This is a genomic window from Affinundibacterium seohonense, from assembly GCF_014284305.1.
Lineage (GTDB): Bacteria > Pseudomonadota > Gammaproteobacteria > Burkholderiales > Burkholderiaceae_D > Undibacterium > Undibacterium seohonense.
Genome location: NZ_JACOFW010000006.1, coordinates 36034 through 60885, shown reverse-complemented (window position 1 = coordinate 60885; position 24852 = coordinate 36034). Strand labels below are relative to the sequence as shown.

The window sequence follows — 24852 nt, the reverse complement described above, 5'->3', positions numbered from 1 at the left end:
CTGTTCAAAAATTAATTGAATATGGCTTGATAGCACATATTCTTACTGACGTTGTCGGGGCCAATTGGGACGATAAATAAGTCAAATTGCCCGATTACCGGATGATCAAAACCATAGATTTGCTGCGGATAATAGTTCGCATTTTCGGCCTCGAAAATGAGCGAAAACTGTTCCTTCGGATGCGTCGGCGTACTTGCTGGACTCACACCTAAATCGGAGATGGATCTCAGCACTAAAGTTTCATGTAATTCATGGCTAACTTGTACTTGAAAACCGCTACCTAAGTTGTCAGAAAAGGCTTGATGTGTTGGTAATGTCATCGTAATTATCAAAGAAACAAATTGGCGCTAATCTTATTGTGAAAGTTGATTGCAGTCAAGTGTAACTATATGTTTTTAAAGGAAATTTCACTTTACATGTAAAGCCTTTTAGAAAAATGATTGAAAGGTAAATAGTTATATTTACTTTACATTCTCTATGGCAATAATTTAACGATATCTAGGTTTGTTGATGTTAATTGTGCTTCTTTTAAAGAGAGGTTTTTTATCTTTTCATGTGGCTCGGCAAATTTAAAAAACGAGCGGTCAATGACTGACCGCTCGCCTATTTCAGATAATGCAACATCACATCACGATAAAATCTTGGCCTTGCTGTACGCCAACGACCGAGACATGTGGGATCAGCTCAGCAGTTTGTGTGTCTGCCAGAGATATCGCTGAAATCGGCGCCAATGGAACAGCGCTTGGCAAACTATTTCCAAACAAATCACTAATGCCAGTGCCAGAGGTTTTCAAGTTCAGATTCAACACCCCAGTGCCAACGATTTGATCGAAATAAACGCGATACGCATTGCCAGTCAGTGCGGTGACGGAACTCAAATGCGCCGTGGTGCCAGCGCTAGACGTGAGGAAGAAGTCATCGATGCTCACCCCAGTGACGCTCTCGTTGAACTTCACAATATAGCTACCCGTTGTGATCGTTGGTCGTGGTGAACGTAAGGTCTCGATCGACGTGATGTATGGCGCAATATCATCGTCCAAACTCACAGTCAGTTTCTTGGTAAAGCTAAGACCATTCGCGTCTGTCACTTGCACCGCGACAAAGTAATCCTTTTCTGTCATCGAGGCAGGATTGATCACTTTCAAACTATTTCCAACCAGTGTGAACTTGGTGTTGTCGTTGAAGGCATTCGATGCCGCTAAGCTAAACGTATGCGTGTCGCCGATGTTTTTATCGACGGCTGACAGTGTACCGACAATCGCATTAGCGCCTTCCGACTGCGAAACAATCGCGTCAGACAATAAGATGTCGGTCGGTGCTGAATTCACATTGCTGATCGTGAGGGTGGTACTGCTATTGGATACCGAGTCCAAATACTGATCGCGGACCACAATGGTGAAGGTGGTGACATCACTTGTGCCGATTGATAAACGAGAGGGATTCGGTTCAAAAACCAGTGCGCGAATCGCTGCCTGCATCACAGTTGGTGAAGCAGCGTCATGCACATAAGTGATACCGCCATCATTGGTATAAAAGCCGCTTAAGGCCAATGAATTGGAGGTAAAACTACCTTTGACAGGATTGTCTATGCCAATAGTCGCCGTTTCCAGTGCGCCAATATCAGGATCGGTGACGGTAACGCTGGCAAACGGCACGATGCGCATGGAGTCGGTGGTGCTCAATCCCGGTGTGATCCCGCCCAAGCTTGGCGCGATATTTACGGTATTGATCGTAAAATTAGGGGAATTGATCAAACCTAAGCCGGGATTGCCCAAGCCATCGATGACGCCAGCGGTGTTTAAGGTAATCAAATTGCTGGTATCCAATAAACCGAATGGCGGCGTATAGGTCGCTGTCCAAGTCAATCCACCGTCACTTGAGCTAACCGGAGATAATGTGCCCATTGGCGCGGTCACAGGCAGAGTTAGATCATCGTTTGTGAAGCCAGTGACAGGCTCGCTAAAGGTAAAGGTCACCAAGGCAGTATCGGGTACACCAAGATCGATATCTGACATCGTGATCGTCGCGGTCGGTCTCAAGGTATCGATTGCATAATTGGCACTGATGGTGGTGCCAGTCCCGGTATTGCCAGCAACGTCGATATAGGCCGTGTTATCGAGAGTGATGGTATTGGTCGCATCATTGACACCGGCATTGGGCGTCAAGGTTGCGGTCCAAGTGATACCACCATCGCTGCTGGTGAGGTTAGAAAGCACGCCGTTTGGAACCGTGAAATCAGCGATCGTTAAGTCACTTACCGCTTCAGAGAAACTCAATGACATGGTCGCCGTGTCACCGATCGCTAACACGTTATCCGTAAAGCTCATATTGGTGACAACGGTAGGACGTACGGTTTCTAAGGTATAACTTTGGCTATACTCAGGACCTGAGTTCGCATAGGAATCAACGACACGTACTTTGAAATTGCTTGTGCCATTCGATAAAGTAGCTCCTGCCAGCGACCAAGTACTTTGGCCAACGGTGGCGCTTGCTGTTGTCCACGAACCGCCATTATTGGTCGATACTTCTACCGATTCGCCTAGGAGCAAATTGGCACTGAGCGTACCGGAGATCGTTTGCGCGGCTGTATTCGTAATGAAATCACTTGAGGACGTGCCTGCGTCAGCAGAGAAGCTTGACGCAGTGATGGATGTCGTTGGATTGACACCTGAGACAGTGATGAAATTGCCAAACAGATCAGCGATCACGACAGCGGTGGCAGCACCCGTATTCCAGTCTTCGAGCATACCGATATTATAAGTTGTTAAATCGGTGGAGGATGTACCATTCTTGTTGAACCTCAGTGCCAGTTGCGCCTTGTCGGCGACACTCATGGTCATGGTGAAGCTGGTGTTGGAGGTGATGTCGATGTTGGGGGTATTAGTCAGGGTGTAGTTGATAGCATCTTGCCCTAGGAAGCGAATCCTATTGGCGGTAATGTCATTGTTGGCGCCTGTCAGCGACAGGAAGTTATTGCCTGTGACGACCAGTACCCCAGTAGCGACGTTGTAAGTGGCAGATGAGACCGTTGGCGCCACTACGTTCGAAACAGTGACCCCATTGCCGGTCAGATCAGCAATGACGACAGCGGCATCAGCCCCGGTATTCCAGTCTTCGTTCGCGACCAGATTGTAAGTATTGACACTGGTGGAGCTGGTGCCATTCTTATTCATGATCAGATTCGCACCTAAACGATCGGCAGCACTCAATGTCAGCGTGAAGGAGGTGGTTGAATTGATCTCGACGTTGCTGGTGTTCGTGAGCGTATAGCTAGCACCGCCTTCACCTTGCAGGCTGAACTTATTGGCGACGATATCGTTGTTCGCACCGAATGCACCACGAAAGCCTGTTCCTGTGACGACCAGCGCACCGGTACTCGCGTTATAAACTGAAGAGGTGATGGTCGGAACAGGCACATTCGCCACTGTAATCGGCGAGGTCGCATCAGCGATATTGCCGCCAGTGATGACGCTATTCCAATCATCGGCAGCGGCGAGGTTGTAGCTAGTGCCGTTAGTCGAGGTCAAACCATTTTTTGTAAACAAGGCTTCCACTGCCGCTTGATCAGCACCAGCTAAGGTAATGGCAAAGCTGGTATCGGAAAGTACTTCGACATTACCCGTTGTCATCAAAGCACGAGTAGCACCACCTTCACCTGTGATAGTGAGGGCATCGACGGTGATGTCATTCGTCGCCCCCAGAGTACCGACCAAACCTGTGCCTGTGACGGTCAATACATGCGTGGTGAAATCGTAGGTTGCAGAGGTAATGCTTGGTGCGGTAACGTTAGAGACCGTGATGGCGTTGTCTGTGGTGTCGGCGCCAGATGCTCTGCTTGAATCCCAGTTGGCGGCAGCAGAAAGATTAAACGTCGCGGCACTGACTGCCGATGTGCCATTGTTATTGAGGATACCGTTAATGGCAAGTTTATCGGCTGCATTGAGCGTGACCGAGAATTCAGTCGCACTAGTTGCGGTAACACCAGCCGTTGTTAATGTATAAGATCCTCCCTCACCAGTGATCGATAGTTTGGAGACGTCGATGTTGTCGGCAGCAACGATATTGACAGCGGAGACAGTTAATACGCCAGTTGCTGCATTGTAAGTCGAACTAATGATGCTTGGTGCAGCGTTAGTGACAGTAATGCCATTGCCAGTCAAGTCCTGAATATTGCCACCAGTGACGACGCTATTCCAGTCATCGGCGACAGCAAGGTTATAGGTAGTACTGCTGCTAGCCGACGATGTACCATTTTTATTGAGCAAAGAATCTACAGCGGCGATATCGGCACCCGCTAAGGTGAACGTAAAGCTATTGTCTGAGGTGACTTCGACATTGCCAGTGGTAGATAAAGTATGTGTTGCACCGCCTTCGCCAGTGATGGTTAAAGCAGAAATCGTCACGTCATTGGTTGCACCGATAGTCTTCACTAGATTCGTACCAGTCACCACAAACACATGACTTGTGCCATTGTAAGTCGCTGAGGTAATCGTCGGTGCGGTGACATTCGATACTGTGATTGCGTTACCAGTTGTGTCGGCACCGGAGGCGGTGGTTTGATTCCAGTTGGTTGCAGCGGAAAGATTATAAGTCGTGGTGCTAACAGCGGAAGTTCCATTGTTATTGAGAATGCCGTTGATTGCGAGTTTGTCAGCTGCGTTGAGCGTGACGGAGAATGCAGTGGAGCTGCTAGCAGTCACTGGTGCAGTGGTTAAGGTATATGAACCTGCTTGACCAGTAATGGAAAGTTTAGACACATCAATCGTGTCACCGCTAACGATATTCACAGCGGAGACAGATAGAATTCCCGTTGCTGCATCATAGGTTGAGCTGAGGATACTTGGTGCAGCGTTAGCGACAGTAATGCCATTGCCAGTCAAGTCCTGAATATTGCCACCAGTGACGACGCTATTCCAGTTGTCTGCGACAGCGAGGTTGTAGTTGGTACTGCTACTAGCTGAAGACGTACCATTTTTATTGAGTAAAGAGTTCACAGCAACAATATCCGCACCCGCTATCGTAAAAGTGAAGCTCGTTGCAGACGTGACTTCAACATTGCCAGTTGTCGATAATGTGCGTGTTGCACCGCCTTCGCCAGTAATGGTTAGAGCAGAGATGGTAATGTCATTATTAGCACCAATCGTCTTCACCAGATTTTCACCTGTGATGACGAAGACACGGCTCGTGCCATCGTAGGTCGCTGAGGTAATCGTTGGTGCGGTGACGTTGGAGACAGTGATGCCGTTGCCCGTTAAATCAGCAGTGGTATTGACCGTCGTATTCCAACCTGCTGCTGCAGCTAAATTGAATGTCGCTGCATTAACGGAAGATGTACCGTCATTGTTGAGAATACCATTGATTGCGAGTTTGTCTGTCGCGTTAAGTGTGACAGAAAAAGCAGTTGCGCTACTTGCGTTAACTCCTGCACTAGTTAGGGTATAAGCTCCACCTTCGCCAGTAACAGACAGTTTAGAGACATCAATTGAATCGCCATTGACCATGTTCGCGCCAGTGACTGACAAAATCCCTGTACTGGCATCGTAACTGGCTGAAGTAATCGTTGGCGATACCACATTTGATACCGTAATTGTGTTGCCGCTAGCATCGGCAATATTGAGCGTTGAATCTGCACCGTTTGCCCAATTATCTGCAGCAGCTAAATTGTAAGTCGTACCGCCTGAGGATTGGGAGCCATTGTTGTTGAGTAGCGTGCGCAATCCTGCTTTGTCTGTCGATGATAGTACTAATGTGAAACTGCTATCAGAATTGATTTCGACATTTGCCGTATCAGTCAACGAATAGGTGCTGCCACCTTGACCAGTCAGCGTAAACGTATTGGCGATAATATCGTTGGTCGCGCCTGCACGATGAGTAAATCCCGAGCCAGTGACAACCAGTGTACCCGTGCCTGCATCATAAGTCGCTGAGGTGATGGCGGGAGGCGTGACTGTAGCAGTAATACCATCACCGATCGTGTCAGCAACGACAACTGCCGCATCCGCACCAGCCGCCCAATCTTCTGCAGCTGCCAAGTTATAAGTGGAACCACCGGTGGAGCTGGAACCGCTTTTATTGACGATTTGATTGAGGGCGGATTTGTCGGTTGCGCTTAGAACCAAGGTGAACGCCGTCCCGGAGGTGATCTCTACGTTTGCTGTGTTGGTCAACGTATAGGTCGAGCCACCTTCGCCAGTGATGGTGAATTTGTTGGCGATGATGTCGTCCGTTCCGCCATTATTCAGGTGAGTGAAACCCGTTCCAGTGACCACTAAATTACCCGTGCTGGCATTGTAAGTGGCGGAAGTAATCGTTGGCACCGCAACGTTACTGACGGTAATGAAGTTGTTGACAATATCTTTAGTGTCGCCTCCCGTGATGACGGTGTTCCAATCGTCAGCACCTTTAACAAGGTAAAGTGAAGAAGCAGACGTTGGGAGAGTGCCGTCTTTGTTAATGTATTGGTTGAGGCCCGCCTTGTCAGCAGCGCTCAGGATGAGCGTAAAGGAAGTCGCAGACGTGATGTCCACATCTGCCGTATCAGTTAACACATAGGTGACGTTGCCCTCGCCGCGTATAGAAATTTTGCTGGCAGTGATGTCGTTGTTTGACCCAATGGCCTTGACCAGATTGGTGCCCGTAACAATGAGTGTGCCTGTGTTGGCGTCATAGGTGGCAGACTCGAGTGTCGGCGCGGCGACGTTGGAGACAGTCACGCCGTTGCCAGTCAAATCAGCTGAGGCAGCGGCTGTTACATCCCAGTTGGCTGCGGCTGCCAGGTTGAACGTGACGCCGCCCGTTACGGAGGTGGTTCCATTGTTGTTTAGCACGCCATTGACAGCAATTTTGTCCGCGGCGCCAAGGGTGACAGTGAAGGAAGTCGCACTGCTCGCAGTCGGATTGCTAGTAGCTGCTGTCAGTGTGTAAGAGCCACCTTGCCCAGTCAGGCTTAATTTGGTGACATCGATCGTGCCACCATTGGTGATATCGGTACCCGTAACGACTAAAACGCCAGTGTTGGCATCATAAGTAGCGCTGGTGATGCTTGTGGGAACAGCGGCGGAGGTAAATGTCCAAGTTGAATTTGAACTAATACCATCATACGTGTTGCTGCTGCCATCTTGGAACGCACCGCTATCAATTAAGACATAGTAGCCTGTATTGCTTACAAGAGTCGCAGTCGGATTAATTGTTACCTGACTGTTTGTGCCACCTGTGCCGCTACTGAACGTCACTTTGCCAGTATCGGTCGCAGCGATCGTTTCCAAAACGGCGTTGTCAGATTGACGGTAGATAACGATATTTTTTGCAGCAACAGCGGTCACAGCTGTACCAAATTCAATGCTGAGATTGTAATTTGATGGAACATCAATCGCCCCTCTGTTTGGCGATACCACGCCAGTAAAATCGAAGGTGTTATCGTCACTAAATTCGTATGCCCCGATGTCTACTGTGCCACCTCGTCCAACCCCGCGCGCGTCTGTGGTTGGCGCACCAGTAATGGTGCCGTTGCCAATGGCATTACTTCCAGCGGCAACAGCAATCGTTTTTACTGGACCACCATTGAAAGCAAGTGGGCCTAACGCGCTGCCTAGTGAAGTTTGAGTGCTTGTTGTGGTATTGGTCGCAGTGTAATTTAAGCCCACAGCGGTCGGAATTAAATTGCCGGTTCCAGACATCGATCCCGAATGGGTAACGATAACGTCGGTATCGGTCATTACGGTATTCGTACTCGTATTATTGGCAATAATATTATTTCTTAATATGGCTGCGCCTCCATTAAACAAGGATAGTCCGCCACCACCGTTATTCGGCGCATTACCACCATTCCAGGCATTATTGACAATTGTTGAGTTGGTAATGACAACGCTCGGCGATTGGATAATAATCCCACCACCGCCACCCGCTTGAATATTTCCACTACCTGCTGAATTCCCCGCAATTGTGGTATTGGTTACAGTGACGGTACTTCCTACACCACCAAGAAAAGCGCCACCTCCATAAAACCCTGTTGTATTGGTATTGTTGCTAATTGTTGAATTGGAGATGGTAATGCTATGGGATTGAGCAAAAGCAGCAATGCCACCGCCAGTACCATTTGCACCACCTGCTGAAATAGAATTACTATCAAAAGTTGAAGTGTTAATGACTAAATTCCCATTATCACCCCCAAATTTAAGCCCACCGCCACCACCACCAGCCGTGCTATTTTTTACGACAACATGATCAAGTGTTAGGTTGCCTGAGTAATAAGACAAGATCGCACCACCACCAGCACTATCTCTTGCACCTGCTGAAGTGGCATTGGTCAATGTCATGCCTGAAAGTGATAACGACGATGTATTTGCAGCATAGACAGGAGGGACATATCCTGGTTGCCCAGCAGTACCAACAGCTGGAACGATTTGATTATCTGCCATAAAAACCCGTGATGCATTATTACCACTGATGGTCAACAAATTCTCTCCTGGACCAATGATGGTAAATGCATCTAAGTCGCCATCACCATGGACATTTAATGCGCCACTAGTTAAGGTTAATGTCGCTGCACCACTAGCAAATAAAGCGGGGTCAAATACGATGGTATCGGCTGCCGCGTTACCCGTCGCACTAGTAATAGCTGCTCGCAAAGAGCCTGCGCCACTGTCATTTAAATTGGTGACTTTAATGGTGGCCAAATCAAAACCATATTCGCTTGCTGCGACTACGTTGGTCTCAACAGCACCGCTTTGATATTCCAGTACCCAATCGCCACTAACGCCAGTGTCATTGGTGGATGCGGCAATATCCGCGCCGGTGATTTGTGCCAGTTGGCTAACGAAATGCGCGCCCACTTCACCTTTGGCGACATCACAGCCATACAATAAAATATCAGCATCCGATGATAAGGCTGCGCGTATTTTTGCAAAGCTGCTTTGGTAGTCCACCAAGTTATGTGACGACACCATCGTATTGCCCATGACCAGATAGCCTTCGCCGCCATGTGACATGATATGCACAGCAGTAATACCGGCTTTGCCTTGCAAAGCATCCGCTATTTGTTGCACACCATTTTTTAAGGGGTCGAGCGTGATGATTTCGGTGCCAGGTTTAATATCCTTGATTAGACTCTGCCAATTTGGCAACGTGGTGTCGACGAACACAATCTCATGGGCAACCGTTGTCGTTGGCTTTGGTGCCGTCTGTGTAGCTGATACTGAGACGGCAGAAGATGATAATGGTGCTGAACTCGCGTCGCTATCGATGCTGGTATCAAGGGCTCTGTGGTTCTGTTGCGTGGTCGTAGTGTTCATTATCAATTTCCTGTCGCAGTTGGGATAAATTTGGCGGTAATTACGTTGGCACGGCTAGCCGTAGTATCTTTCCAAAAAGAAAGCTGGCTGTATTGTTGAAACAAATCGGGTGGCAGTATGGTGTCTCGCGCTTCGAAGCTGACTTCAGACCTGACTTTGTGTAAGCCTCGCATTCCCAAAGGCGCATCAAATTCGGGGGCGTCATACTGGATGTTCTGGAAGTCATGTTCAAATGGTTCCGCGCCAATGAAGTCGTAAATCAGCGGTAAGACCTTTTGTGGTGCCTGAGCGAGGAGGTCATAGTCAATTAGTAGCATGGAGGCCGCATGCTCGCTATAAAATGCACTTTTTAATGCGGCCCAAGGATAGCCCACCATGCGATTGCGCTGTGCCAGCGTTTCAACGCGGCTATACACGGTCGCGCGTTCGTTGTCATCATTAAACAAACGTGTAATTTCATAAGGATCTGCCGCGTATTTTCGTTCTATGCTATCCATAATCCATGCGACGTTTCTTACGCACGCAATGACTTTTGAACCGGGAAATTGATCCATCAGCATAGGCAGGTGAGCAGTCCACATACGGTTGGTATCAAACACGACTTCTTTGTCCCCGTGCTCAGCGTAATAGGAGTCAAATAGACCCCGAACGAGACGCTTGCGCTCGGGTTTGGTGATCACCGGACCGAACTCAGTCCCCGCGCCAAACTGATGTAGCATGCTGGTATATAGCGCGCCAACCGGACTAGTCATCCCTGCATGAAATCGTGGATTTTGTAAAAGCAAAGCGGCCAATAAAGTGGAGCCTGAACGAGGTAACCCTGAGATAAAATGATATTTGGCAAGTGACATATTTATTTTTATATTTTAAAAAAGCATTAAGTTGTTGAGTTGCTGGTTAGCTCAGTTATTTCATGTAATTCATGGCTAACTTATACTTGAAAGCCGCTACCTAACTTGTCCGAAAAAAACTGCATGTGTTGGTTATGTCAACGCAATTATCAAAGATACAAATTGGTTTCAAGCTTATTGTGAAAGTCTAGCCCAGTCAAGTTTAAGCCTATGTTTTTAAAGGGCATTTCACCTTACATGTAACGCATTCTAAAAAAATGATTGAAAGGTAAATAGTTATATTTACTTTGCATTCCCTATAGCAATAGCTTGCGCTATACCTAGGTTGATCGCTGTTAGTTATGCTCACTTTAAAGAGACGTAATTTTTTAACTTTTTGTGTCGCTCGGCACTAAAAAAACGAGCGGTCAATGACTGACCGCTCGCCTACTTCAGATAATGCAACATCACATCACGATAAAATCTTGCGCTTGCTGTACGCCGACGACCGAGACCTGTGGGATCACCTCAGTAGCTTGCGTATCTGTCATTGATGCCGATGATTCAATCGGCGCCAGTGGAACAGCGCTTGGCAAACTATTTCCAAACAAATCACTAATGCCAGTGCCAGAGGTTTTCAAGTTCAGATTCAACACGCCAGTGCCAACGATTTGATCGAAATAAACGCGATACGCATTGCCAGTCAGTGCGGTGACGGAACTCAAATGCGCCGTGGTGCCATTGCTAGACGAGAGGAAGAAATCATCAATGCTCACCCCAGTGACGCTCTCGTTGAACTTCACAATGTAGCTACCCGTGGTGATTGTTGGTCGTGGTGAACGTAAGGTCTCGATCGACGTGATGTATGGCGCAATATCATCGTCCAAACTCACAGTCAGTTTCTTGGTAAAGCTAAGACCATTCGCGTCTGTCACTTGCACCGCGACAAAGTAATCCTTTTCTGTCATCGAGGCAGGATTGATCACTTTCAAACTATTTCCAACCAGCGCGAACTTGGTGTTGTCGTTGAAGGCATTCGCTGCCGCTAAGCTAAACGTATGCGTGTCGCCGATGTTTCTATCGACGGCTGACAATGTGCCGACAATCGCATTAGCGCCTTCCGACTGCGAAACAATGGCGTCAGACAATAAGATGTCGGTCGGTGCCGAATTCACATTGCTGATCGTGAGGGTGGTACTGCTATTGGATGCCGAGGCCAAATGTTGATCGCGCACGACGATGGTAAATGTGGTGACGTCGCTAGTGCCTACCGACAAACGCGCTGGATTTGGTTCGAACACCAAGGCACGAATAGCGGCCTGCATGTCTGATGGTGATACGGCATCGTGTAGATATGTCACTCCGCCATCATTCGTGTAGAAGCCACTTAATGCTAACGAGTTCGGCGTGAAGCTACCTTTTAGTACATTGTCGATACTGATGATGGCGGTCTCCATCGCGCCGAAATCAGGGTCTGTGACAGTGATGCCTGTGAATGGAAGGATGCGTGCCATGTCTGTCGTGCTTAATCCACCCGTTGCCCCACCCAAACTCGGTGCAATATTGACCGTGCTGATGACAAAATTCGGCGAATTGACATTCCCCGCACCAGCATTGCCAACCGCATCAACTACCCCTGAGGTATCTAAGGTGATCAGATTGGTTGCGTCAAACACCCCAAACGGTGGCGTATAGGTCGCTGTCCAAGTGAGCCCACCGTCACTAGAGCTGACAGGGGAGAGCGCACCCATCGGCGTAGTAACAGGTAAAGTTAGATCGGCGTTAGTAAAACCAATGACAGGCTCACTGAACGTAAAAGTCACCAGAGCGGTATCGATTAAACTGAGATCATTGTCAGACAGTGTGATGGTCGCGGTTGGCCGTAAGGTATCAATCGTATAGTTAGGACTGACGGTGGTGCCAGTACCAGCATTGCCATTGAGATCGGTATAGCTGGTGTTGTCGAGGCTTATGGTATTGGTCGTATCGCTGACACTAGCGTTCGGTGTCAGTGTGGCAGTCCAAGTGATGCCGCCGTCGCTTGAGGATAAGGCGGAGAGTGCGCCGTTAGCGACAGTGAAATCGGCAGTCGATAAACCCGTGACGGCTTCAGAGAAGACGATCGTCATCAACGAGGTATCCCCAATGACTAAGGCACTATCAGCGAAACTCATGTTGCTGCTAACAGTAGGACGTACCGTATCAATCGTGTAATTGCCAGAAGTGACGCTACCAGTGCCCGCATTCCCCGCCAGATCGGTGATGCCGGTGTAATCGAGTGTCAGGATATTACTAGTGTCAGTTACGCTAGCATTTGGCGTCAGTGTCGCGGTCCACGTAATGCCGCTATTTGCCGTACTCAAATTCGACAAAACCCCATTCTCGACAGTCACATCCGCGGTGGTGAAATTCGTCACTGCCTCGGTAAAGGTGAAAGTCACGGTTGCGGTATCGCCGATTTTCAACGCAGCATCGGAGATCGCCATCGCACTAGCGAGTGTTGGACGTACGGTATCAACGACATAGTTTGAGGATGTCGCTGTGCCTGAACCAGCATTGCCCGCCAAATCGACTATGCCAGTGTAATCGAGTGTCAAGATATTGGTGGCACTGTAGGTGCTTGGACTTGGCGTAAAAGTGGCGGTCCAGGTGATGCCGCCGTCGCCAGTAATCAAGTTCGATAAGACGCCATTGGGGCTGAGGATATCGGCAGTCGTGAAGCCAGTAACGGCCTCGGTGAACGTGAACCCGATGGTGGCGGTTTCACCGATGGCAAGCGCACTATCGGAGAAGGTGATGGCTGAGGCGAGGGCAGGACGTACCGTATCGACCGCATAGTTCGAACTAGAGGATGTTCCCAGGCCTGCATTGCCACGCAAATCGGTGATGGTCGTCAGATCTAAAGTCACCACATTGGTGGAGTCAGACACACTGATTGACGGTGTCAAAGTCGCAGTCCAAGTGATACCGCCATCGGCGCTGTTCAGATTCGAGATCGAGCCATTCGGCGTCGACAGATCGGCACTGGTCAGATTGGTGACGGCTTCGGTAAAAGCGAAACTAACGGTCGAGGTATCACCGATTTTTAAGGCATTATCTGAGACCGTGACAGAGCCAACTAAGGCAGGGCGTGCGGTATCGATGACGAAGCTACCGAAGTTACCGATACCGACGCCGACATTGCCTGCGGTATCGGTCACGTTGGCATAGTTGACATGGACAAAGCTTGCTAAGTTGGTGGCAGAGGCATTGGGTGTGACTGTGAAATTCCATGTGGTGCCGCCATCCGGTGTTGAGAGGGCAGAAGGAACCGCGTTGTCGACGGTGATATCACCAATGGTCAATCCTGATACTGCTTCAGTGAAATTGAGACTGAGGATGGCGGTCTCACCTACTGTTAAACTTGCGTCGGTGAGGGCGATGTCAATGATACTCGGGCGAAGCGTATCAATCGCATAGTTAGAACTCGTGCTGGTACCGGTACCAGCATTTCCGGCTAAATCGGTCAAACCAGCTAAAGCGACACTGATCACATTGCTGCTGTCTTCGATATCCGCACTAGGCGTGAAAGTCGCTGTCCAAGTCGTACCGCCGTCGCCAGATGACACAGGGCCTAAAGCGCCGTTAGGGAAGCTAACATCCGCATTTGTGAAATTCGTCACGGCTTCCGAGAAGGTGAACGTCACGGTCGCGGTGTCCCCGGTTTTTAAAGCGGTGTCACTGACGCCGATGGACACAGTTGGACTCAAAGTATCGATAGCGTAGTTATTCGAATCAGTCGTGCCGCTTCCTGTATTGCCCGCAGCATCGGTGACACCAATGTTATTGAGATTGATGAGATTGGTCGTGTCTTCGATACTCACTGTTGGAGTCAGTGTTGCTGTCCAGGTGATGCCACCATCGCTGCTACCCACCGCTGTCAAACTACCATTCGCAACGGTCAAATCGCTATTATCAAAACCGGTGACCGCCTCACTAAACGTGATGGTGACCAATGAAGTTTCGCCCGCTTTTAAGGCGTTATCCGCGACCACAATGGTAGCGGTAGGACGCAGGGTATCGACCGCGTAATTATTGGAATTAGTACTACCTGTACCGGTATTGCCAACCGCATTGGCGTACCCGGTATTGGTCACGGTAATGAGATTGCTGGTATCTTCGATACTCAATGTTGGCGTCAATGTCGCAGTCCAAGTGATACCGCCATCGCTACTGCCAACGGGCGACAACGTTCCATTGGCAATCGTTAAATCGGCATTGGTAAAGCCAGTGACGGCTTCGGAGAAAGTAAAGGTCACTGTGGGGGTATCACCGATTTGCAGCGCGGTATCGCCAACGGTCACTGAGACCGTTGGACGTACTGTTTGCACCGCATAATTATTCGAATCGGTGGTGCCGGTTCCAGCATTGCCAGCCAGATCGTTCAGTGTCGTGTTGTCGAGCGTAATGAGATTGGTCGTATCAGAGACTGAGGTAGTCGGTGTCAGCGTCGCCGTCCAAGTAATGCCACCATCGCCGCTAGATACCACACTCAAAGTACCGTTAGCAATGGTCAGATCGGCATTGCTGAAATTAGTCACCGCTTCATTGAACGTGATTGTGACTAAAGACGTCTCACCGGCTAGCAAAGAATTATCCGCTACCACGATCGTTGCAGTCGGACGTACGGTATCAATCGCATAGTTAGCCGAATCGGTGGTGCCACTACCGGCATTGCCGCTAGCAACACTGGTATAACCGCTATTGGTAATGGTAATGACGTTGGTCGCGTCGGCTACACTCACATCGGGGGTAAAGTTGGCTGTCCAGGTGATGCCGCCATCGCTAGTGCCAACGGCAGACAAATTGCCATTGACGACATTTAGATCGGCGTTGCTAAAACCAGTAACGGCTTCAGAGAAAGTGAAAGTAACGACAGCGGTATCGCCAATTACTAGCGCGGTATCACTAAACGTCGCGCTCACCGTAGGACCCACGGTCGAGACGATGTAATTGGCAGAGCTACTACTACCACTGCCGACATTACCAGCCGTATCGGTGACGCCAGTCTTGTCGACGGTGATGACATTGGTGCTATCCAACAGCGAGGCGGTAGGCGTAAAGGTCGCGGTATAGACGACGTTGTCGACAGTCGAGAGCGTACCTAAGGTTCCACCCTCGACGGTAATATCGGCATTAGTAAAGCCGGATACCGCTTCGGTAAAGGTAAAAGTGACAGTGGTCGTTTCGCCAGCAGACAGGGTCGTATCACTGAGGGTAATGGCGACATCGGGACGCAAAGTATCAATAGCGAAATTACCCGTATCTGTGGTTCCTAACCCAGCATTGCCAGCGAGATCGGTGAGCGTCGTCATATCGACAGTGATCACATTGGAAGCGTCTTGCAGACTAGCATTCGGCGTATAGGTCGCAGTCCAGGTGATACCGCCATTGCTACTTGATACGGCGCTTAAACTGCCATTCGGAATCCCAGTGATATCGGTGTTATCGAAGCTTGTGACGGCTTCTGTGAAGTTGAAGGTCACCAGTGATGATTCACCGAAGATTAAATTACTGTCGGCCAGACTAATACTCAAGACTGGACGTTCCGTATCAATGGCGTAATTGTTGGAGTTGGTGGTGCCGCTACCAGTATTGCCGCTGGCAATACTGGTATAGCCGGAATTGGTGACCGTGATGATATTAGTGGTATCGGTGATTGATAAGGTCGGTGTGAAAGTCGCTGTCCACGTGATGCCATCGCCAGAACTGACGGCAGTCAAGCTACCATTCGCAATACTCAAATCCGCATTCGTAAAACCGGTGACCGCCTCTGAAAAAGTGAACGTGACGAGCGAGGTGTCGCCAATCTGAAGTGCGGTATCGCTGACGTTGACCGTGACGGTTGGGCGTACTGTATTAACCGTGTAATTGGCTGAACTGCTACTGCCACTACCGGCGTTGGCCGCTGCATCCGTCACACCGGTTTTATCGACGGTAATCACATTGGTAGCGTCATTGGTACTGGCAGTTGGTGTGAAAGTTGCCGTATAAGTGATATTGTCCGAAGTGGAGAGTGCGCCTAAAGATCCACTTCCGCTCGCGGTAATGTCGGCCAGAGTAAAGCCCGAAACGATTTCAGTGAACGTGAACGTTGCCGTAGTTGTCTCGCCAGCGGTCAAATTGGAATCTGCCAGTGTGACGGTGACACCCGGGCGTTGTGTGTCTATCGAAAAGTTATTCGAATTGGTGCTACCGACACCCACATTTGCAGCGGCATCGGCGACGCCAGTCATATTAACCGTGAACAGATTGCTAGCATCTTCGACGCCAGCATTGGGGGTAAATGTCGCCGTGTAAGTGATACCGCCGTCGCTGCTGCTGACGGCACTTAAATTACCATTTGGAATACTCGTCACATCTGCATTGCTGAAGCCAGTGACCGCTTCGGAAAACGTGAAGGTTACTGTTGGAGTATCGCCCACCTTGACTGCCGTATCCGATACGCTGATGGTGACGGTTGGCGGAGTGGTATCTGGTGGTCGAATATTCGATAAGGCAATTTGATCGAGATTCATATAATATATGTTCCCGCCACCAGTTTCCACTATTCGCAAAGTCTTAATTCCGTCGAAACCTGTTAAAGTGATTGGCGTTGCGACGAAAGCTCCAGAGAGAATCGTGAAATTTTGCGTGACGATTTGATTATCGCTCGCATCCAATCCAATAAATGTCAGATTCTGCGTTGGTGAGCTTGTTTGATTCCAGATCTCTAAGCTGTCAGCATCAAAAATTTGGCCTGCTGCAAAAGTAAAATCTACCCGCGTTTCCGTATTTGTGGCGTTAAAGTCTATGGTCACATAGTTTCCGGGGTCTCGATTAATACCTTGATTGAGGCCATCAATCCGCAAAACATAATTAGGATCAGCATCTAGTATTTGATACGCGACATTTTGTCCGGCGTTGGCATAACCACCGACATCCGTAAAGACACCTGTTCCGTTGTCGAAGGTGATTAACGCGGAATTAATATTGAGCACATCAAGATAAGTTGCAGCTAACTGTGGATTACTGATATTGCTCGCTTCAATATTGCCGGTGCTAATTTCCAGATCCCAATCCGCAGCAAACTTGATACTGCCAGTCAAATCATTCGAGGCTGCGATATCAGCGCCGGTCAGACTGGCAAGGCGATTCAGTAAGGCTGTGCCTTGATTAGCGCCAACCTCGCAGCCGTATAACAAGATATCGGCGTTTTGGTTCAGGCTTGCACCGATTGAAGCGAGTTCGCTTGCGTGTGCATCGATCGTGCTTTGGTCCAGAATCAAGGCGCCTAAATTGATGGAGGCGGCTTTGCCATGTGAGATCAAATGTAAAGCATCAATACCAGTTTGGCCTGCAAGAATTTGCGCAATTTGCTGCAATCCATCTCGCGTGGAATCGAGGATGTGAATCTCTTTGCCAGCCCCGATGGCTTCACGCAAAGCTGAGATATTGCGAACATTATCTTCGATAAAAACGATTTCTCGTTTAGCACTTTCGGTTGGCGGGCTGTTATGCGCCGGTTGGCCAATCGAATCGGAACCGAATGGTTCAAATGCATCGGACAATTCTTGATAGGCTGGGCGGATATACAAGCCAGTTTTGTCGTTGATTGTAAACTTAGTCATGCTTGGTTTCCTTCACATTGGTTTTTGGGGCAATTACATTGGCGGAACTTGGGCTTGGGGTATTCCAAAAGCTCATTTTTGCGTACTTCTCAAATAGATCGGGTGGAATGATCGTCTGGCGTTCTGTCAATTCCACTTTGGGCCGTACTTTGTGCAGACCCGGCAGTCCGAGTTGTAGATCAAAATCAGGGGCGTCGAAGGAGAGTTGATCAAAGTCATGTGTGAACTGCGGTTCGCCTAGAAAATCATAAATGAGTGGAATCACTTTTTGCGGTGCTTGAGCGAGTAATTCGTAGTCAATGACGAGTAGGGATTTAGCGTGCTCACCATAAAATGCCTCACGTAATCCGGCCCAGGCGAAACCGACTAATTGATCATGTTGCGCCAATCCTTCGAGACGTTGGTAGACCGTGCTGCGTGACATATTGTTGCCAAATAGCTTGGTGTTTTCGTAGGGATTGCTGCGAAATTGGCGCTCTATGCTGTCCATTACCCAAGCGACATTACGAACACAGGCGATCACTTTTGACTGCGGAAACAGATCAAGTATGGTTGGTAATTTGGCGCACCACATACGATTGGTATCAAATACGACACGTTTATTTTGTTCTTTTTTGTAGTAAGCGTTGAATAAGCCGGTGAGTAAGTCTTTTCTCTGCACATTGTCGACTTGCGACGCAAACTCACTACCTGCGCTCACTTGGGCAAGGATAGAGTTCATAAAACCGCCAACGGGACTACTGATACCAGCATAAAAATTCGGGTTCTGACATAAAATCGCTGCCAATAGCGTCGAGCCAGAACGAGGTAGGCCGGAAATAAAATGGTAGTTAGTTGACATTAATAATTGTGGTGTTAGATAAAAACAGTAATGCTGCTTACATCAGGCAATGCTATAAAGATCTTCACAAATCCTCTGAATGTATTCTTAGTGCTTAAACGGAAGAATATAAGCAATTTTTACGCCTGATCCCCTGTCATGATGCACTCATAGTGGATCGATGACTGATCAAGTTAGGTGTTTGCGACTTGATCACATACTTTACGTGTAAATTTACATTTCACATGTTAAGAATTTACATGCCGTTGAAATACATTTATGGTCTTTGTTTAATTAAATAGCGCTTGATAATAAAGTAGCGGCACATTATCAACAGTAATGGGAGCTTGTGACGGCGGTATGACTGCGGCTAAGGTCCAAAACTGGCGATCTAGTTCAGGATGGTCGATGTAGTAATTATCTTGTGACAGAATTGGTGTTGCAGGAGCAGAAAAAATGAGCACAAAAGGCGTGCGGAACTGTGAAGGAGTGTTGTGTCGAGGCATTTCCTCGGTTTCAATAAGACGTAGTTCGACAGTGCCGACCGAAGTGTGCACGATAAAACTGCTGCCGATTAATGACTGCGCTTTTTCAAAAGTAAATGACATTCGTAATCCTCAGTATTTCCAATTGGTGTAGATGAAAAATTATGCATGCTAGCAAAATTTTGAAGCGCCCGCATGTTTAAAACTGGTTTGGCCTGATTTTGGCCTAACTATAGTCAGCAAATCGCATGCCAAATGCTGATGGAATGAAACTTGCGTTAGTAAGCTCTTTTGTGTCGATCGTTGGAGTGAAATGTGTTGGATTTGCTAGCGCCATTGGGCATACGCCCAGAGTCTCCACAGGATAGAATGTTTTTGGAGCAGTTGTACTGTGAAAGCCGTGAAGATTTATATGCTTTAGCGACGCAACCAGAAATTTTTCAGCAGCTGATGCAGATGCAATTGACGATCCATCTACAGGGTCTGCAGCAGCGTTATCCTCAATCGCAATCATGGTTGATCACTCGAAATGGGCAATCGATTGGGCGTATCGTGACTGACATGGGGCAAAACGATTTACGTTTGGTGGATCTAGCGATTTCAGTGACGGCAAGGTCGCAGGGTATCGCTCAGCAAATTTTACGTGCAATGCAAAATTTTGCTGATCACCATCATTTATCGATCAGTTTATCGGTCATGTGTTCTAATCACCGTGCCGTTGATCTGTATAAAAAATGCGGATTCAAACAAATCAGCGAGGATAGTTTATTCTTGCAAATGTGCTGGCTAGCACCTTTGGCATAAATGGCGTCAAGGTTGTTGGCTTGCTTAAAGACTGATCGTCATTCCATCACTTAACTATCTATCCAAGATGCCAAAGACTCGTTATTTGCAATTACCATTTTCTTTTGATATTGAGCGCCTGCAGCAGGATCTGATGATTGCGAATCAATCAGATTGGATCAGTCATTTTAATACGCAGGCTTATGAAAATGATTGGTCTTGTATCCCATTGCGTTCGGTCGGCGGCAGAAGTGATCATATTTTGCCGCTGGATGGGCTGCCATTTGAAGATACGCCGATTCTTCAGCAGTGCCATTATTTCCAAGAAGTGATACGTCAATTTGAGTGCGAAGTGACCTCAGTTCGGTTAATGGCTCTGGCGCCAGGTGGTGAAATCAAAGAGCACAGAGACGCTGGCACCTCGCTCGAAGATGGCATTACGCGTCTACACGTTCCGATTCAATCGAATCCGCAAGTCTTGTTTAGCATTGACGGAGAATTGGTGCATTTTTCGGTTGGGAATACGTGGTATCTGAATGCTAGCTGCCTGCATGGTGTTCGGAATCCCAGCACGCAGAACCGCATTCATTTAATGTTGGACTGTGTGACTAACGCTTGGCTAGAAAATGTTTTTTTGAAGGCAGGATGGATACAGCCAGAGCCTTCAATTTATGCCGATCGCAGCATTAACAATGAGAATGTGCAGCAAATTATTTCTGCTCTCCGTTTGGGTGGTACTGAGACGGGTTTGCTCATGGCAGACAATTTAGAGCGAAGTTTTCAACAGCAAAAACGGCTTGAATAATTGGTCTACTTATTTTGTCTGCTTATTTGGTTCGCTCAATTAGTCTGATCAACTCAATTGGTTTGCTTCATCCCACCTAATATCTCCCGAGCATGGATCGATGAATCTTGCTATCGATGTCGTTTTTGATAGTTTCTGGCACATCACTTGCTTTACTCCTATCACCATGGAAACTGGTGACATCTGTTGCAATAGAGGCTTTTGCTTTTTGCATAAAGCTCTTTTAAAGAGAAGATATAAAATCAATTTTTTTTAAAATGAATTTTTGCTTATAATGGCTTGGTCAACGCAGGTGGTTTTTGGGTAATTACTTTCAATTAAGGAGATAAAATGGATGCATTTATTGGAACAGTTTTACCGGTGGCGTTTAATTTTCCGCCACGCGGTTGGGTATTTTGTAATGGACAAACGATGTCGATTTCTCAAAATTCAGCCTTGTTTGCTTTAGTCGGTACGATGTATGGTGGTGATGGCCAAAATACATTTGGCATTCCAGATTTGCGCGGTCGTACTATCGTTGGCTCTCAAGCAGCAGGGCCAGGATTGACTTCAGTAGCGCAAGGCGAAAAAGCTGGTACCAATGGTGTGACAGTAATCGCCAATGGCACAGTGAATATCAATTTGTCGGCGGCAAATTTACCAGCCCATACGCATCCGGCAACCATGACGCCAGCAGGCTTAACAGCAAATACGACAGTAACGGTTGGAACAGCACTGGTAGGTTTGCCGACGGCGGCACCAAATAACGGTGGCTTAACCAATACACCAGCGGGCGGCACCGGTGCAAATCTCTTTTTGCCAGCAGGCACTAGTCCAGTGTCACCGAATAATTTAGGTGGCGTATCGACACAGTTGGGTGGAACGGCTAACGTTAGTGTTGCTGCTAACACCGGTGGTGGTCAACCCGTGGTAGCACCGGTGGTGACCAGTGCGAATGTGTCTATCATGCAGCCTTACCTCGGTTTAAATTACATCATTGCTGTGGAAGGTATTTTCCCTTCTCGTAATTAAGACGAAATCGACTGAGTGGATTACAAAGCCTAGACCTTTGTAGCACAATCTGACTTGTTGTTCGTGGTAAAGCCAATGCTAATTTAGCATTGGCTTTTTTTATGACTCCTCAACCTTCACACAGCGTTAAGGCGGGCTTCCCTGCACTGGGCTTATAATCGGTTTTTTTGTATGCGGAGAAAGCGATGACTTTCATGAAATCGGGTATGTTGCATGCGGGCTATCGAACTAGTTTGGCGCTCATGAGTCTCGTATTGGGATGTGGTCTGTATGGTTGCGGTGGTCAAAGCCAGTCCGATTCGGCCAGTTATCGTTCCGCACCAATGTCTCCCGCACCCATGTTGCTGGACAGTGATGTTCAAAGTTTTCCTGGTACGCGTGCCAGCTATACGATCGCGAAACTGAGTGTTGGCTATCTCGTTACCGACATGGTGACAAATCGCGATATCACCGTTGTTCGGGATAAGAAACAATTACGTTTTGCCGATGTCACCGTTAATTTAAAAATATCCGAAGTGCTAAATCAAGTGAGCGCTGCGGATTTACGTTCTGTCATTGAGCTATATATCGCCTTTTTTAACCGTGTTCCTGATGCCGATGGATTGGCGTATTGGTTAGGAGAACTCAGAGATGGCAAAACCTTGGATCAAATTGCCAATAGCTTTTATCAAGCAGCGATTTATTTTTCGGCGCAAACCAGCTATACCGCCGACATGAGTAATCAAGATTTTGTCAAAATTATTTATCGTAATGTCTTGGGTCGCAGTGCAAGTAAAGCACCTACCGATGAAGAGGTTAATTACTGGGCCAATGAATTATCACGAGGGATCAGCAAAGGCAGCATGATACGCAGTATGCTCAATTCGGCGCGCACCTTTGTCAATGATCCAAACTGGAAATTTGTCCCAGCGTTATTGGATGGTAAATTACAAGTTGGGATGACATTTGCCGTGAATCATGGGCTTGGCTATATCAGTTCAGAAGATTCTATTTTGAAAACGATGGCGATTGCTGCCGCAGTGACGCCGACTAGCACCGCAGAGGCTCTTAAACTGATTCCAGTCAAAGACCTCAGTACAAACCTGGCAGCAGCTGCCAGCGCCGCTGGTTTTGCTGGCATCTGTACTCCAGCAGCCGAAAAGAGTTGGGCGCGCGGACATGTCGATGATGTGTATCTTTGGTACCGCGACGTCCTAGAAGTGCCGCAAAATGCGGAAATGACATTGCCCACTTATTTCGACAGTTTATTGGTCAAAGGCAAGGATAAATTTAGTTTTACATCGCCGCAGTCGGTGATTGATGACTTCTTTCAATCGGGATCCAGCTTTAGCTATGGCTATTCTTTACTGAGGCAAGGCTCACGATTGCGAGTCCTATTTGTTGAGCCTGGTTCACCCGCCGATTTGGCCGGTTTGAAACGCGGCATGACGGTCGCCAGTGTGGATAATACTTCTCTTGAGCAAAGTGCCAATGACATTCAATATGCAGCACTGTACCCTAGCAAAATAGAGACCCATACGTTTGGCATCGCCGCGCTTGATGGTAGTTTGCGTAGTGTCGAGATGACCTCAGCACTGGTCGTCAAATCACCAGTACTAGAATCCAAAATCTTAAACGACAACGGTAAAAAAATAGCTTACATGGTATTCAATGACCATATTCGAACTGCCGAACAGCCGCTGATCGATTCTATCCGCGGTTTCCGTGAGTCTGGTGTCCATGAAATCGTGCTCGATCTGCGCTATAACGGTGGTGGCTATTTGTATATTGCTGACGAGCTAGCTGCCATGATCGGTGGCTATCGCACTGCTGGCTCGATTTTCGAAACGCTCATACACAATGATAAGTATCCGGAGAAAACTGAGTATTCAAGCTCATGGTTTTATTCTTATGATACCAATAGTCGTCCTTTGCCATGGCTGAACGTACCACGCGTTTTTGTATTAACCGGCAGTCGTACTTGCTCCGCCAGTGAATCGATTATCAATGGTCTATCGCCATTTATGGAAGTCATTTTGATCGGTGACAAAACTTGTGGCAAGCCATATGGATTTCGACAAAAAAACAATTGCGGAACTGCCTACTTTGCGATTGAATTTTCTGGTGTCAATGCCTTAGGCAAGGGCGATTATGTTGATGGATTTGCGCCGCAATGTAGCGTCGCGGATGATCTTGATCATCTGTTAGGCGATCCTCAAGAGCGTAGATTAGCGGCGGCCCTGAATTATGTGCGAACTGGAAAATGCCCGGCCGTTACTGGTATGGTCAGCCCGCAGATGCCCCCTTCGCAAGCGTCTGAGCCTGACCCTTATCCTTGGCGGAGCATTCGCTTAGTGCGGTAGGCCAGCATTGCGTGGCAATCTGGCCAAGAGCTTGCGCGCCACATGAATTCGACCATAGAGGGTTTGTAATTCATGCAATTAGTTTGCCGTTGCATGTGAAAATGCAACGGCTTCAGCTTGCATTTGCAACTAGTCGTACCGCAGTTGAGGAAATCGTGTAAATTCAAAGACTATGTTCTTGTTTGCAATTTTCTCGCCTTTTCGATTAGCAGATGGAAAAACCGATTTTTTCAATTCTGGGCTTGTTGTGTGTCGTCACGATGGACGACGCAGGGGCGGATATTTTTCGCTGCACCAATGCGCAGGGGAAAGTGTTGACTTCGGATAGACCAATCCCCGAATGTGTCACGCGAGGTATGAAAGTTTATTCAAATAATGGTCGATTTAAGCATCATATTTTGCCACCACAATCTGCTGAAGAAAAACAAAAAGTAGCGGAGGAACTGGCACGTAAGAAAAATGAAGAGCTTGAGGAAGAAGAGCGTAAAAAAGAAGAGCGCTATATGTTGGCGCATTATCGTAGTGAAGCCGATGTCGAGGTCGCGCGCAAACGTGCAGTCGATGTATTGAGTGAAAAACAGCGCTTTGCGAAGGAGCAGTTAGAGGCCTTAAGTCAGTTGATTTTAGGCTTGCAAGACGAGTTGAAAAAATCAAAAAAAACCACACAAGAATATGATTCGATTCGACGTCGTGCCGACGATCTCTCTGCCAATGTGAACAGCACGCGTAAAGCGATTGCTTTTTATGAGCAAGAGATTACGCGTACTAATCAGGAGTATGAGGAAACGCTGAAGCGTTATCGTGCAGTTCTTAGTAAAAGTCGCCGTTCTAATTGAA

Annotated in this window: 11 protein-coding genes; 5 read left to right on the top strand and 6 right to left on the bottom strand. The window is 47.9% G+C overall.

Going from position 1 to position 24852, the window contains the following annotated elements; all coding sequences use genetic code 11:
* Positions 1-11: 11 nt before the first annotated feature.
* The 6 genes from H8K52_RS07385 to H8K52_RS07360 form a co-directional block, all read right to left on the bottom strand.
* On the bottom strand, positions 12-320 hold the full coding sequence (locus H8K52_RS07385; protein ID WP_186922257.1) for a DUF6916 family protein: 309 nt from the start codon (positions 318-320) through the stop codon (positions 12-14).
* A 303-nt stretch (positions 321-623) separates the two neighbouring features.
* Complete coding sequence (locus H8K52_RS07380) at positions 624-9290, bottom strand: Ig-like domain-containing protein (protein WP_186922256.1); 8667 nt, start codon at positions 9288-9290, stop codon at positions 624-626.
* 2 nt (positions 9291-9292) lie between these two features.
* A complete protein-coding gene (locus H8K52_RS07375) occupies positions 9293-10141 on the bottom strand; it encodes a sulfotransferase (RefSeq protein WP_186922255.1) in 849 nt (282 codons plus the stop codon).
* A 446-nt stretch (positions 10142-10587) separates the two neighbouring features.
* Positions 10588-17769, bottom strand: coding sequence for an Ig-like domain-containing protein (locus H8K52_RS07370; protein ID WP_186922254.1), 7182 nt, complete (start codon positions 17767-17769; stop codon positions 10588-10590).
* Positions 17762-18610 (bottom strand): sulfotransferase family protein, encoded by an 849-nt coding sequence (locus H8K52_RS07365; protein WP_186922253.1) that lies wholly within the window; start codon positions 18608-18610, stop codon positions 17762-17764. Before H8K52_RS07365 ends, H8K52_RS07370 begins: the two co-directional genes overlap by 8 nt.
* Positions 18611-18879: 269 nt before the next feature.
* A complete protein-coding gene (locus H8K52_RS07360; RefSeq protein WP_186922252.1) occupies positions 18880-19197 on the bottom strand; it encodes a DUF6916 family protein in 318 nt (105 codons plus the stop codon).
* A 192-nt stretch (positions 19198-19389) separates the two neighbouring features.
* Between H8K52_RS07360 and H8K52_RS07355 the strand changes: the two genes are divergently transcribed.
* The 5 genes from H8K52_RS07355 (at position 19390) to H8K52_RS07335 (ending at position 24851) form a co-directional block, all read left to right on the top strand.
* Complete coding sequence (locus H8K52_RS07355) at positions 19390-19878, top strand: GNAT family N-acetyltransferase (protein ID WP_186922251.1); 489 nt, start codon at positions 19390-19392, stop codon at positions 19876-19878.
* A gap of 67 nt (positions 19879-19945) precedes the next feature.
* The gene (locus H8K52_RS07350) at positions 19946-20662 is read left to right on the top strand and encodes an aspartyl/asparaginyl beta-hydroxylase domain-containing protein (protein WP_186922250.1); all 717 of its coding nucleotides are present in this window, start codon (positions 19946-19948) and stop codon (positions 20660-20662) included.
* A gap of 330 nt (positions 20663-20992) precedes the next feature.
* Complete coding sequence (locus H8K52_RS07345) at positions 20993-21673, top strand: phage tail protein (protein WP_186922249.1); 681 nt, start codon at positions 20993-20995, stop codon at positions 21671-21673.
* A 185-nt stretch (positions 21674-21858) separates the two neighbouring features.
* Positions 21859-24015, top strand: a complete 2157-nt coding sequence (locus H8K52_RS07340) for a DUF4214 domain-containing protein (RefSeq protein WP_186922248.1) — start codon at positions 21859-21861, stop codon at positions 24013-24015.
* 212 nt (positions 24016-24227) lie between these two features.
* On the top strand, positions 24228-24851 hold the full coding sequence (locus H8K52_RS07335; RefSeq protein ID WP_186922247.1) for a DUF4124 domain-containing protein: 624 nt from the start codon (positions 24228-24230) through the stop codon (positions 24849-24851).
* The last annotated feature ends 1 nt before the right edge of the window (position 24852 follow it).

Excerpts from the sequence above, each read along its gene's own strand:
- H8K52_RS07370 (WP_186922254.1), bottom strand. The coding sequence starts at position 17,769 with ATGACTAAGTTTACAATCAACGACAAAACTGGCTTGTATATCCGCCCA.
- H8K52_RS07375 (WP_186922255.1), bottom strand. The coding sequence starts at position 10,141 with ATGTCACTTGCCAAATATCATTTTATCTCAGGGTTACCTCGTTCAGGC.
- H8K52_RS07335 (WP_186922247.1), top strand. The coding sequence starts at position 24,228 with ATGGAAAAACCGATTTTTTCAATTCTGGGCTTGTTGTGTGTCGTCACG.
- H8K52_RS07340 (WP_186922248.1), top strand. The coding sequence starts at position 21,859 with ATGACTTTCATGAAATCGGGTATGTTGCATGCGGGCTATCGAACTAGT.
- H8K52_RS07380 (WP_186922256.1), bottom strand. The coding sequence starts at position 9,290 with ATGAACACTACGACCACGCAACAGAACCACAGAGCCCTTGATACCAGC.
- H8K52_RS07350 (WP_186922250.1), top strand. The coding sequence starts at position 19,946 with ATGCCAAAGACTCGTTATTTGCAATTACCATTTTCTTTTGATATTGAG.
- H8K52_RS07365 (WP_186922253.1), bottom strand. The coding sequence starts at position 18,610 with ATGTCAACTAACTACCATTTTATTTCCGGCCTACCTCGTTCTGGCTCG.
- H8K52_RS07345 (WP_186922249.1), top strand. The coding sequence starts at position 20,993 with ATGGATGCATTTATTGGAACAGTTTTACCGGTGGCGTTTAATTTTCCG.
- H8K52_RS07360 (WP_186922252.1), bottom strand. The coding sequence starts at position 19,197 with ATGTCATTTACTTTTGAAAAAGCGCAGTCATTAATCGGCAGCAGTTTT.
- H8K52_RS07385 (WP_186922257.1), bottom strand. The coding sequence starts at position 320 with ATGACATTACCAACACATCAAGCCTTTTCTGACAACTTAGGTAGCGGT.